10 protein-coding genes and 1 pseudogene are annotated in these 13,829 nt (G+C 37.2%); 9 read left to right on the top strand and 2 right to left on the bottom strand.

Translation table 11 applies throughout. The features are described 5' to 3' along the window. Positions 1-12: 12 nt before the first annotated feature. Positions 13-7,485, top strand: a complete 7,473-nt coding sequence (locus tag FH036_RS24435; RefSeq protein WP_139896339.1) for a DUF7507 domain-containing protein — start codon at positions 13-15, stop codon at positions 7,483-7,485. A 47-nt stretch (positions 7,486-7,532) separates the two neighbouring features. On the opposite strand, the gene FH036_RS24430 is transcribed toward FH036_RS24435, so the two are convergent. After that, positions 7,533-8,090, bottom strand: a complete 558-nt coding sequence (locus tag FH036_RS24430) for a CatB-related O-acetyltransferase (RefSeq protein WP_000966320.1) — start codon at positions 8,088-8,090, stop codon at positions 7,533-7,535. Between the two features lie 110 nt (positions 8,091-8,200). On the opposite strand from FH036_RS24430, the gene FH036_RS24425 reads away from it, so the two are divergent. The 7 genes from FH036_RS24425 to FH036_RS24395 all read left to right on the top strand — a co-directional run bounded on the left by FH036_RS24425 (position 8,201) and on the right by FH036_RS24395 (position 12,594). Further along, positions 8,201-8,542, top strand: coding sequence for an ASCH domain-containing protein (locus FH036_RS24425; protein WP_001268356.1), 342 nt, complete (start codon positions 8,201-8,203; stop codon positions 8,540-8,542). Further along, positions 8,539-8,934, top strand: a complete 396-nt coding sequence (locus tag FH036_RS24420; protein ID WP_000197781.1) for an NUDIX hydrolase — start codon at positions 8,539-8,541, stop codon at positions 8,932-8,934. Before FH036_RS24425 ends, FH036_RS24420 begins: the two co-directional genes overlap by 4 nt. A gap of 86 nt (positions 8,935-9,020) precedes the next feature. Then, positions 9,021-9,641, top strand: a complete 621-nt coding sequence (locus FH036_RS24415) for an acetate uptake transporter (protein ID WP_000070938.1) — start codon at positions 9,021-9,023, stop codon at positions 9,639-9,641. Positions 9,642-9,783: 142 nt separating this feature from the next. Beyond that, positions 9,784-10,227: a flavodoxin gene (locus tag FH036_RS24410; protein ID WP_001062755.1), complete on the top strand. Its 444-nt coding sequence runs from the start codon at positions 9,784-9,786 to the stop codon at positions 10,225-10,227. A gap of 16 nt (positions 10,228-10,243) precedes the next feature. After that, a complete protein-coding gene (locus FH036_RS24405) occupies positions 10,244-11,143 on the top strand; it encodes a WD40/YVTN/BNR-like repeat-containing protein (protein WP_139896338.1) in 900 nt (299 codons plus the stop codon). A 215-nt stretch (positions 11,144-11,358) separates the two neighbouring features. Continuing rightward, positions 11,359-11,559 (top strand): cold shock-like protein CspB, encoded by a 201-nt coding sequence (gene cspB / locus FH036_RS24400; RefSeq protein WP_001179150.1) that lies wholly within the window; start codon positions 11,359-11,361, stop codon positions 11,557-11,559. Positions 11,560-11,748: 189 nt separating this feature from the next. Continuing rightward, a complete protein-coding gene (locus FH036_RS24395; protein ID WP_139896337.1) occupies positions 11,749-12,594 on the top strand; it encodes an exonuclease in 846 nt (281 codons plus the stop codon). Between the two features lie 291 nt (positions 12,595-12,885). Here FH036_RS24395 and FH036_RS27695 read toward each other — a convergent pair. Further along, positions 12,886-13,014: pseudogene (locus FH036_RS27695) on the bottom strand (hypothetical protein); the annotation flags it as partial. Between the two features lie 258 nt (positions 13,015-13,272). Between FH036_RS27695 and FH036_RS24385 the strand changes: the two are divergent. Further along, the gene (locus FH036_RS24385) at positions 13,273-13,620 is read left to right on the top strand and encodes a hypothetical protein (RefSeq protein ID WP_139896335.1); all 348 of its coding nucleotides are present in this window, start codon (positions 13,273-13,275) and stop codon (positions 13,618-13,620) included. Positions 13,621-13,829 lie beyond the last annotated feature (209 nt).

The following is a 13,829-nucleotide window of genomic DNA, read 5'->3' as shown; positions in this document are numbered from 1 at the left end:
TGAGATGATTACGTGCCTTTTTTGAATCGTTTTACGACAACAGTAACTGGTGCCGTCACGTTCACTGGGAACACGTTAGGACTTAGTCCCACATCGCCTGCACCAGGTAATATTTTTGGTACACTTGCTGTTTTTACAACGGTAAATACAGCGCTGCAAGTACCAGGGTTCCCAGCAGGTACAACGGATGACTGGCGATTGAATTCTTCAAGTGCAATTTTAAATCTTCCGGCAGGGAGTAGTATTTTGTATGCAGAGTTAGTTTGGGCAGGAACTTTCCGGACTGATACGGAAGATGTTTTACCATTTTTAAATGATAATATTACATTTACAACACCAGCAGGAACATTTTCTGTTACGCCAGACCCTGCTACCGCGCAGCAAGGTTCAGTAGGGAATCAGTTTTATTATGCACGCTCTGCTAATGTAACGAATCTTGTTAGTGCAGGTGGGGCAGGCACATATACGACAGGTGCTGTGCCAGCTACAAGAACTTCAGCTGATCCAACAATTAGTCGTTCAGCTGGCTGGACGCTTGAGGTTGTGTATCAAAATGCAAGTTTACCACTTCGGAATTTGTCAGTATATGCGGGGCAAGAAATTATCGATGCTTCATCACCACCAGTTGATGCTACTATTTCAGGATTTGCTACCCCAGCGACAGGAGCTGTTACAGGGCGAGTGCTAGTAACTGCTCAAGAAGGTGATTCTAACATAGTTGGAGATCAACTTCGCTTTGGACCGAATGCGAATGCTACAGTTGCATTATCTGGCCCGAGAAACCCCGCAAATAATTTCTTTCAATCACAAATTTGTAACGACATTGGAGAGTTAGATACAACTGGAACGTTTGGAGATTTGAATCAGCCTTTAGGGATAGCTTTGGCTGTCCGAAGACAAGGGTGGGATATTACAAATGTAAATGCCTCTGCATCATTAGTAAATAATCAAACGTCCGCAACTGTTCGATTCGTTACAAATGGAGATGGATATGCCGCGGCTGGCTTTGGTGTTCAAATTGATGCAACGGGGCCAATTATTAATCCTGTTAAATCGGTTAATAGAACAGTCGCAGGGGTAGGGGATACTCTCACTTATACGATTACGGTCCCAAATACAGGGACAGGAAGTGCAGAAAACGTTGTATTACGTGATAGTATTCCGAACGGAACGACGTTTGTTGCAGGTAGTGTAACGGTAGGAGGAGTAACACAGCCGAATGCGAACCCTGCTAATGGAATTAATTTAGGAACAATCCAAAATAACACGCAAAGAATTGTTACATTTCAAGTGCGAATAACATCGTTTCCGAACCCAAATCCTATTCCAAATCGCGCAATGGTGTCATATCAATTCCGTCCTTTCGTCGGTAGTCCACCTATTACAAGTACGTCTTCTTCAAATACAGTACAAACGACAGTGAATCAAGCAACTATAAGTATGCAAAAATCTGTAGATTTACAGACGGCAACACTTAATGATGTATTAACATACACGGTTAATGTGACGAATAATGGAAATGTCACTGCAAATAATGTTATTTTTGTCGATAGTATCCCTGGTGGAACAATATTTGTTCCAAATAGTGTTACGGTAAATGGGATAGTACGTCCAGGAGCAAATCCAGCAAGTAGTATTAATCTAGGAAGTATTAATGCCTCGCAAACGACTGTAGTGCGCTTTCAAGTTCGAGTAACATCTAATCCGCTTGTCAATCCAATTCCGAATCGTGCGAGTGCAACATTTAACTTTACTCCAGTACCTGGTCAACAACCAGTTTCAGGGCAAGCGACAAGTAATACTGTAGTTACTACTATTAATATAGCTGATATAAGAACGAGAAAAACAGTGGATAGAGCTTTTGCGACAGTGAATGACGTTCTTACGTACACTATTACAATTGAGAATATCGGAAATGTACTTGCGACAAATGTTATTTTTCAAGATCCGATTCCAGTTGGAACGACTTTTATCACAAATAGTGTGACTGTAGATGGGGTTTCACAACCTGGAGCAAATCCTTCGACTGGGTTTACGGTAGCAAATATTTCTCCTGGCGGAAGTAGGACAGTGCGTTTTCAAGTCCGAGTGACATCTACGCCATCAGGAGGCACGATTGCGAATCGCGGAAATGTATCTGCTAATTTCGTCGTTATTCCGAATCAACCACCAGTGACGATTAATAGGCAAACGAATACAGTTGTGACACAAGTGAATACAGGTGGTTTAAATGTAATAAAAGAAGTGAATACGACACAAGCGGCAGTGGGGGATACTTTAACATATACGATTGCCGTTCAAAATACAGGAAACGTGCCGTTAACAAACGTGTTTTTCCAAGACACTATTTCTCCCGCTGTTTCATTTGTTGCAAATTCTGTAACAATTAATGGAGTACCACAAAGTGGATTGAATCCAAATACAGGATTTTCTCTTCCGAATATTCCTGCGGCTCAAACAGTTGTAGTCACATTTGACGTATTAATTGTACAGGATCCAGAAAATGAAGATATTTTAAATCAAGCAAATGTAACAGCAAGTTTTCAAGTGAATCCGAGTGAACCACCTGTAACGATCAATGTTCCGAGTAATGTTGTGAATACAACAGTACAAACAGGGAACTTTGAAGTTGTGAAATCAGTGAATACGGATGTTGCAACGGTAGGGGATGTTTTAGTATATACCATCGAAATTATAAACGCTGGTAGTGTGTCAGCAACAAATGTATTTTTTCAAGATTCAATTCCACAAGGGACATTATTTATTGAAAACAGTGTATTGGTTAATGGTATTTTACAAGAAGGCGCAGATCCAGAACTTGGATTCCCGTTAAATGATTTGCCTACTGGCGCGAATGTAATTGTTTCATTTGAAGTGTTAATTGATGAAATTCCTCAAGGAAACAATGTTGTAAATAATGCGAATGTAACTGGAGATTTCCTTGTAAATCCAACAGAGCCACCGATTACTGTAACAGAACCAAGTAATACTGTTATGACAGTCGTGAATTCTTCAGGGTTAAATGTAAGGAAAAGCGTAAGTGCTACTGAAGCCGGTGTAGGAGATACGTTAACGTATACAGTTCGTATACAAAATAGTGGAACAGTAGCAGCGACAAACGTTTCATTCCTTGATCCAATTCCATCTGGAACAACGTTTGTAGCAAATAGTGTAATAATAAATGGAACGCCTCAACCAGGTTTAAACCCGACAACTGGATTTCCACTTGCTAATATTCCAGTCGGAGGGATGGTAACAGTTACTTTTCAAGTGACAATCACGAGTGTACCATCAAATAGAGTTCTTCCGAATAATGCGAATGTCACTGCTGATTTCCAAGTAAGTCCTCTCCAGCCACCAATTACAGTTGTAACGATTAGTAATATTGTAGTGACGCGAGTGAATGTAGGATCACTTAATGTAATGAAGAGTGTAAATACAACGCAAGCAGGAGTAGGAGATACGTTAACATATACGATTCGCATTCAAAATACAGGAACAGTTCCTGCAACGAATATTATTTTTCAAGATCCAATTCCGTCTGGTGCTGCGTTTGTAGCAAATAGTGTGACGATAAACGGAGTCGTTCAGCAAGGTGCGGATCCTATGGCAGGTTTCCCGGTACCGAATATTCCGGTCGGGCAAACGGCTACGATTACGTTTCAAGTTACAGTGACGAGTGTACCGAGCGGTGGAAATATAAGAAACCAATCGAACGTTACTGCAAGTTTTCTTATCAATCCAGCAAACCCTCCAATAACGACTGTTACGAATAGTAACTTTGTAGTGACGCAAGTAAATACAGCTCGATTAAATATACAAAAATCTTCATCTGTACAACAAGCTGCACTTGGAGAAACTTACACGTATTCTGTTGTCATTCGAAATAACGGTACAGTAACAGCAACGAATGCTTCCTTTATTGATCCAATTGCTCAAGAAACCACATTTGTAGCAAATAGTGTAACGATAAATGGAACGCCTCAACCTGGGTTTGATCCAAATATAGGTTTTCCGCTTCCCAATATCGCAGCTGGAACATCATTGACTGTAACGTTCCAAGTAACAGTAGTTGCGCCATCCACGCGCGGAGCCGTACTAAATACGGCATCTGCTACAGCCACTTTTTTATTAAATCCTTTACAGCCTCCTGTAACAACGACAAATTCAAGTAATACGACAGTAGTTACGATACCGTTACCTCCTCCTGGTGAAGTAACAGCAACAAAAACAGTTGATATTGCCGCTGGTGCTGTTGGAGATGTATTAACGTATACAGTGTTAATAACAAATGTAGGAATCATCCCTGTTACAGATGTGCTCTTCCAAGATGTCATTCCAGAAGGGACGGCGTTTGTAGCAAATAGTGTAACGATAGGCGGGATACAGCAACCTGGTTTAAATCCAGAAATAGGTTTTACAGTTAGTCCACTATTAAATGCTGGAGCGAGTATTTCTGTGACGTTCCAAGTGACGATTACGGAAATTCCAGATAATGAAGTTATATTAAATGATGCTGACGTTACGTTTACTTCACAACCGAATCCGCAGGAACCGCCAATTACACAAACAATATTAACGAATTTAGTCGTAACGACAATTAATATAGCTTCGATTTTCCCGTTAAAACTAGTAGATAAAGAAGTAGCGACTGTAGGAGAAATATTAACGTATGATGTATTAATCTTTAATAATGGCACAGTGGCAGCGACGAACGTTGAATTTATAGATACAACTTCCGCCGGTGTAGCATTTGTACCGGGAAGTGTGAGCATAAATGGGGTGCCGGCACCAGGATTAGATCCTTTCATTGGTTTTCCAGTTCCAGATATCTCTGTAGACGATTTTGTACTTGTCACATATCAGGAAGTGGTTACGAGCATACCTGAGGGTGGAACGATTGTTAACTTTGTAGACGTTACAGCTGCATTTGCTGTAAGTGAAACGGAGCCGCCTATTACAGAAACAACAACAAGTAATACGACATTAACAGAAATTAATGAACCTGGTTTAAATGTTTTAAAATCAGTAAGTCAGCCGGTTGTTGCAGTAGGTGATACAATCACATATACAACAGTAGTTCAAAATACAGGTACAGTGGTAGCGACGAATGTTCAATATAGTGATGTATTACCGTCCTCAATCACATTTATACCAGATAGTGTAACGATAGATGGTGTGCTACAACCTGGATTCGATCCTAATAATGGATTGCCGCTTCCAGATATAAGCCCAGGTGAAAGTGTAGAAGTTACGTTCCAAGTAACAGTTGTCAGTGTCCCATCAAACGGAACAATTGCTAATACCGCGAATGTTATGGGAAGCTTTATACTAATCCCAGGAGAACCACCAGTTGTAGTAAACCAACCGAGCAATACAACACTTACAACTGTAAACAGAGGAAGATTTAATGTTATTAAACAAGTAAATAGGGCTGCTACTCTCGTTGGAGATGTATTAACGTATACAGTTCAAATAACGAATACAGGAACGGTAACAGCTAATGATGTTCAGTTTATTGATACGATTTCAGCAGGAGCGTCATTTATACCAAATAGTGTAACGATAGATGGAACCCCGCAACCAAACTTAAATCCGATTACTGGTTTTGGAGTTGGAGATATACCAGTTGGTGAAACAGTTATCGTGACGTTCCAAGCGACAGTTACAAACATCCCGTCATCAGGAACCATTACGAACGTTGCAAATATAACAGGAAGCTTTACTTTAGTGCCAGGAGAGCCGCCGGTTGTAGTAACTGAACCGAGTAATACGACAATAACAAAGGTAAATAGAGGAAGATTTAATGTTATAAAAACCGTAAATAAGCAAGCAACACGATTAGGGGATACGTTAACTTATAGTGTGCAAGTTACAAATACGGGAACGGTAATAGCGACGAATGTTCAGTTTATTGATGTTCCGTCACCTAGTTTAGAATTCGTTCCTGGAAGTGTACAAATAAATGGAATTCCGCAAGTAGGTTTAGATCCATTTGTAGGCTTTTCATTACCAAATCTTGCAGTAGGGGACAGTATAGTAATTACATTTGAAGTAAATGTAATCGCAATTCCGCCTTCTAGTAACATTATGAATACAGCGAGAGTAACTGGTAATTTCGAATTGATTCCAGGAGAACCACCGTTTACCATTACGAACTCAAGTAATACGACAGTCACACCAGTAAATCGAGGTAGTTTAGATATGTTGAAAGAAGTAGACAATTCAATCGTTGGTGTAGGAGAAACGGTAACGTATACGGTTCGTATATTAAATACTGGTACTGCTGATGCGATGAATGTTCAATTTATCGATGTGCTATCTCCGGAAGCTGAATTTGTTCTAAATAGTGTAACGATAAATGGAGATCCACAGCCGGGGTTAAATCCGCAGGTCGGATTTACGATACCAGATATTCCAGTTGGTGAAACCGCACTTGTAACATATGAAGCTACGATTACAAGTTTTCCAGATGGTGGTACAGTAGTGAACGTTGCTGGGGCGTTAGCAGAATATATTTTAGTACCAGGAGAACCGCCGGTTACAGTGATGGATACGAGCAATACAGTTATCGTGACGGTAAATACGGCAATCTTATTTGTTGCAAAAGGAGCGAATTTTGAAGTAGCGATGGTAGGAGATGTTGTCACTTACGGAATTGCTGTTATAAATGATAGTACAGTTCCTGTGACGAATATTGTTTTAACGGATATCATTGATCCGAATACGCTATTTATAAATGGCTCGGTAACGGTAAATGATGTACCTTTTCCATTTGCTAATCCAAATACCGGTATTCCATTAGGCGATTTTCAGCCAAATGATGCGGCAATTATTAATTTCCAAGTCGTCATAACAGGAGGACAAATAAATAATTTAGTTACAAATACTGCTATAGCGAATGGGTTTGCAACTGTGAATCCAAATGAAGCGCCTGTAGTAGTTGAAGGCGATAGCAATACAGTTGTTATCCCGTTTATTCCTCAAAATGTCTCAACGACGGTTGTAAAAACGGCAGATTTACAGGCAGCCACGATTGGAGATGTTATTACCTTTACGACAGTTATTACAAATACGGGTGATACTGTCATACAAAATATTCGTTTTCAAGATATGTTAGATAGTAGTGTTCAATTTGTCCTTGGAAGTGTAACGGTTGATAATACACCAGTACCAAATGTAAGCCCGGTATTAGGATTTCTTATAGGGAATTTAAATCCAGGTGAAGCACGAACAGTTTCGTTCCAAGTAGTAATTCAGAGTGCCCCAAGTGGTTCGGGGAATTATATAAATCAAGCAAGTATTCGTTTCGAACATCAAGTAGGCACAGTGTTACCACCTGTTACACAAATAGTAGAAAGTAATATAGTTGTTATTCCATTTGTTCCAACGATAGAACAAATTTGCGAAACGAATCTTAATTGTTTAGGGAAAATTTCTTTTCAATGTTCTCCGTGTGATCACTTGCAAATAAAGAGAAAATAAATGCAGAAAGAGCATCCTGTAAGAGAAGGATGCTCTTTTTGTATGAATCAAGTAGATTCTTTTTCGGGTGAGCTGAAAAATTCATCAATTTTGTCGGAGAGTAGAAATGGAATAGCTCCTTTTATAACAGAAATGTCCCAGTCCCACCATGAGATATTTTCTAGTTTGTCAATTGTTTCTTGCGGGAAACGATATCGAACAAATTTTGCAGGATTACCAGCTACAATTGCATATGGCGGTACATCCTTTGTAACAACACTCTTTGCGCCAATAATGGCACCGTTACCAATCGTAACACCAGATAAAATGCAGGATTGATAACCAATCCATACATCATTGCCGACTACAATATCACCTTTTGAAGAGGGGTGACCAGTAATATGGGCTCCTTCGCTGAAAAGAGCGTTAAATGGATAAGTCGTTATCCAGTCCGCGCGATGTTCTCCGCCAAGTATGAAAACAACTTCTTCTCCTAATGAACAAAACTTACCTATTTTTAATTTCGTTTCATCATTCCAAGAAAAAATAGTTGGACCTACTTTACTATAAGTATAATCACCGATATCATACTTACTATATTCAGGTTTTTGATTTAAATATAACATGATTCTTCAACCTTCTTTCTCAATCAAGAAATAAGCGTGGAATATTATATGCAAGGTGTAGTAAGGTGACCAGTGTTAATAGGTAAAATAAATAAATGGGAGTGGAATGTATGAGATATGAAATGGGATTATATAATAAACCTTTTCAGTCAATTCAATCAGGAAAAAAAGTGTATGAAGTGCGCTTATACGATAAAAAGCGTCAACTCATAAAACAAGGCGATCATATTGTATTTACGAACCTTACGACAGCAGCAACGATGGCTGTAAAAGTAACGGAGATAAAACGATATAAAAACTTTCAAGCAATGTACGAACAAATTGATAAAAAATTATTGGATTGTGAAAATGATAGTTTAGAGGAAATGTTAGAAAGTACATACAAAATATATACGAAAGAACAAGAACAAAAGTGGGGAACAGTTGCGATCGGTATTGAGGTAATAAAATGACAAGAAATCGCGGCGCGGCTATCATTGTGCAGGAAGGGAAAATTGCTCTTATAAAACGTATCCGAGAAGATGAAACGTACTATGTTTTTCCAGGTGGAGGAATTGAAGAAGGAGAAACACCTGAAGAAGCAACAAAGCGAGAAATTTTTGAAGAATTAGGGGTACATATAAAAGTGGAGCATCTAATTGCAAAGGTGGAGTATAAGGGTACGGAGTATTATTTTAATGCCGATATTGTAGGTGGAGTTTTCGGAAGTGGTAAAGCTGAAGAATTCGAAATGAAAGATAGAGGGATTTATATTCCGTTATGGTTGCCGATATATGAGTTGGAAAAAGTGAACATAAAACCGTATGAAGTGGTTGAAAGTATATTAGAACATTATAAAATATAAGGTCTGACAACATACAAAAAAAACCATTGACATAGTCTTCTGATTTAAGTATTGTATTCGAGTATGTTTATAATCAGGAGGTTTATATGAGCAATCAAACAACTACACATCATGTGAAAATGACAACAGCAGATCCATCTGGAATTGGTCTATTTGGATTAGCGATGGTAACACTTGTAGCATCATCTCAAAAGTTAGGCTTAACAGATGGCGTTTCACTAGTATTACCATGGGCAATCTTTTTAGGAGGATTTGCACAAATCTTTGCTTGCATTCACGATGCAAAGCATAACAATACATTCGGTACAACAGCATTCGGTGCATACGGTCTATTTTGGCTAGGTGTTGGAATGACTTGGTTAATTCAACTTGGAGTATTTGGCGAAAAATTAGCACAAGCTGCAGATTCAAAACAGCTTGGTGTAGCCTTTATCGGATATTTGATTTTCACAATATTTATGACAATTGGTGCAATGGAAACACATAAAGTATTATTTATGATTTTCGTCCTTATTGATTTCTTATTTATCGGTCTTTCATTAAGTACTTTAGGTGTTATGCCGCATGCAATGCATAATTTAGCAGCATATTCTGAACTTCTTATTTCATTATTATCTTTCTATGGTTCAGCAGCAGCAGTGTTAAACACACACTTCGGAAAAGTTGTTTTACCAGTTGGAAAGCCGTTTGGTATTTTTAAAAAGTAATAAAAAAGCACAGATGATTGTATAGTCATCTGTGCTTTTTTTTATGAAGTAAACAGAAATAATAAAAAATATAATTGAAATTGATTCTCACTATTAATATAATGAGAATGAGAATCATTTATTATTAGAGGGGGATGCCAAATTGGCGAAAATTTTAATAGCTTATGCAAGTATGTCAGGAAATACAGAGAGTATTGCTGATTTAATTAAAGTTAGCTTAGATGCTTTTGATCATGAAGTAGTCTTGCAAGAAATGGAAGGCATGGATGCTGAAGAATTATTGGCTTATGATGGAATCATTTTAGGGTCTTATACGTGGGGAGATGGTGAACTACCATTTGAAGCGGAAGATTTCCATGATGACTTAGAAAATATAGATTTATCAGGGAAAAAAGTAGCGGTATTTGGATCAGGAGATACGGCGTATGAACTGTTTTGTGAAGCGGTAACGATATTTGAAGAGAAACTTGTAGAACGCGGTGCAGAGCTTGTACAAGAAGGATTGAAAATCGAATTAGCTCCAGAAGATGAAGAGGATGTTGAAAAATGCAGTAATTTTGCAATTGCATTTGCTGAGAAGTTCTAAGAATGGGAGTGTCAACGTGGAGACAATGTTAAGTGCGACCGCTATTACAAAGTTAAGAGATGGAAAGCTTATGTTAGCTACTACATATAATGGCTTATTTATTGAACAAGACGGAGAATGGAAACAAATTTTAAATGGTTTTCAAAAACGAATTAGGGATTTACATAGCGAAGATAATGTAGTGTATGGTGTAGGTGACGAAGGAATTTTTATTCGTAGTATGAATGGTGGAGAGAATTGGACGGTTCAACGTTTTCCAACAAAGGCAACGAGTTGGAATGTGTGTAGTAATATAGAAGGAACTGTCATTGCTCATGGAGATAAAACGTTGTATCATTCTAATGATTTTGGTTCGACATGGGAAACCATTCATCCATTTCTTGAGTATGGTAGCGGGGCACCATCTATTCGATCGTTGTTTTTATATAAACATTACTTATTTATCGGTACGAAAATACATGCTAAATATGGTGGTGTTTGGCTCTTTAATTTGGAGACACGTAAATTAAAGAGGATTAAAATCGTGATGAATCAGATGATCTCAGCGTTGACTTTACACAACTCGTATTTAGTAGCAGCCAGTGGATCGTGCAAAGGGATTAGTGGGAATATTTCTTTTTGTAAAATAGAAGAAAGTATTGAGAGTGAAAAAATATATTGGCACACATGCCAAAGCGAGCAAAAAGCAAGTAGCTATTTAGACTTAAGTGTAGATCAACATGTGTTATATACAACGTCAACGCAAAATAAGGCTGGGATTAGTACTGTTTGTCGTGTACTTTTAGAAGAAGGAATTGTAACAGTATGTGATTCAGTTAAAGGGCATGGCTGGCGCATTGTGAACCAAAAAGAAGCCTATTTTGTAGCTGGATCAGGTGAATCAAAAGCGATGCAGTGGAAGAAAAAAGTTGTATAGCAAAAAAACTTTGCTTTTATTATATTGATATGATATATTATATTTAAACCATTTTACTTTTAATAATATAGAGATTTAAATGAGCTGTAACTTCCGAGGAGGATAGCAATGTTAAATCTCCTCAGAGTTGCAGTTTTTTTAATGTCTGACTTATTTTTGTAAAGTGGTTGAAAATGAATATGTACATATAGGTACATTGTAGGAGGATTTTTTACATGCAAAACGGTAAAGTAAAATGGTTTAACTCAGAAAAAGGTTTCGGATTCATCGAAGTTGAAGGCGGAGAAGACGTATTCGTTCATTTCTCAGCTATCCAAGGCGAAGGTTTCAAAACTTTAGAAGAAGGTCAAGAAGTTACTTTCGAAGTAGAACAAGGTAACCGTGGACCTCAAGCTACAAACGTTAACAAGAAGTAATTGTGGAGAAAAGAAGGGCTTGCCCTTCTTTTTTTTTGCATTTTTATTGAATAACCTCCTATGTACATAGCATAATGAGATTGAATTTTCGTTTGTTAGACGAAGTATTACATGCATAAAGTGTATGAATAAATAAATACTGAAAATAAAGTATATGTGTGAAAAGGAATGTAGAAAGAGGTAAATAAATTGGAAAACGCTACACATTTTATTGTGTTTGATATAGAGAGAAATTTTAGGCCATATAAATCAGAAGATCCGTCAGAGATAGTTGATATCGGAGCTGTAAAAATAGAAGCAAGTACAATGAAGGTAATTGGAGAATTTTCGGAGTTAGTAAAACCGGGGGCACGACTTACTCGTCATACGACAAAATTAACGGGAATTACAAAGAAAGATTTAATTGGTGTCGAGAAATTCCCGCAAATTATAGAAAAATTTATTCAGTTTATCGGAGAAGATTCTATATTTGTTACATGGGGAAAAGAAGATTATCGATTTCTATCTCATGATTGTACGTTACATAGTGTAGAATGCCCTTGTATGCAAAAAGAAAGAAGAATTGATTTACAAAAATTTGTTTTTCAAGCGTATGAAGAATTGTTTGAGCATACACCAAGTTTACAATCTGCAGTAGAACAGCTCGGTTTAATATGGGAAGGGAAGCAGCACCGAGCTTTAGCGGATGCTGAGAATACAGCGAACATACTTCTTAAAGCATATAGCGAGAGAGATATTACTAAAAGGTATAAAAGACATGGCGAACTTGAACTTGTAGAGAACGGAAAACTAACAGAAAAAGCGAAAAAAAAGATGCGAAAATGGGTATTTAAAGAAATGAGAAAAAATACTGAGCGTCCTTTCGTCTGGAGTACATTTGAAAGTAGTGACACGTGGGAAAGTATAACGGAAAGATATTATATAAGTGAACCTACAATAGAACTTCTGAAAAAACATTTTCGTACGGCGGTTAGAAAAGCGGAAAGGCAGATTAGATATTTGGCTGAGATGGAGAAAGTAGTAGAAGAAAGTTAGTGCTATCATCTATTTTATTCATATGTACAACTAAACTTCAGGATTAAGTCGCTGAGGTTTAGTTGGAAAATTTCCGGCTTGCCCCGTATTAGGAATGGAATATTTTATTGTTGTTAGTACGAATGTACATATTATTTGTTTTCTGAGAAAGATAATTGAGAGTAGTGTGAGAAATAGAACAAAAAAGAGAGAAGGTTACGCAGAGGATTCATTATTTAGGGAGAGATAACGTGAATTTCCAGTTTGAAATATAATAGGAATAGCATTGTTTACATTGTTCGAATTAACGAGTTAATATTCATTTTCTGAAAACGTAATATTTAATTTGTTTTCTACAGTACGTAAACGTTGATTTAAACGGTTTAGCCGGAGGGTGTGTCGCTCAACTGTATTTTCTAATTGATGAACTCTTTCATTTAAGTTATTCATCTGAAAGTTTAACTTTTTTATTTTTTGTTCAAGTTCGTATATCTTTCTTTCCGATGAATTGTAACATCCCATATAAATCCTCCATTCTCTTAAAGTAAGTTTAATCTATAGTAGTATATGTATAAATGAAAGGAAAGGTAACTTAATTTAGAAGAATTGGAAAACGTTTAATATATCTTTAAGTCATGGTGTATTAAAGATTTAAAATCGAAGAGTAAAATATGAGTTTAATACAAGGGGTGTGTGATATTGATAGACTTGGATATTAAAGACGTCAAAGTACAGATGGAATTAAACGGAGTCTTTTGGAATGAGGATGGGATTGCTGAAATGACAGTGACTACAAAAGAAGAGCATTCTTTTCTTCTTCGTTTAGTAGTTGATTTAGAAAGTAAAACGATTAGGGCGACGAGTATTGAAATAGTGAATGGATTCTGTCCGCTATGCAAACAGAAAAGGAACGAATGTAGTGAATTGCATGACTTGCAAAACAAAATGGATATTTTAGAAGAAGCCTACGATTGGGTGAGAGAGCATCCGGAATATCGTTTTCAGTTATCTTTTTACGAGTACAATAAGTTTGAGGTAGTAAAGTGAAAATTTCATTTTACTAATATACATAGTGACTACTCTAATGGAAATACACTTGTACAACAAAAAACAAATCTACTGAATCCTGTGACAAATGTCCTTTTGGATTAAAAATAAGCATATTTTGTTATAAAGCAGAAAGAGGTTGTCCCAAAAGGTCGTTAAAAACGAACTTTTGGAGACAACTTCTTTTATTTTTCCTGTATATGGATAAA

It is taken from the genome of Bacillus sp. CD3-5 (assembly GCF_006349665.1).
Lineage (GTDB): Bacteria > Bacillota > Bacilli > Bacillales > Bacillaceae_G > Bacillus_A > Bacillus_A paranthracis.
Note: the sequence above shows the minus strand (reverse complement) of the source record. Positions and strands in the feature narration are given on the sequence as shown.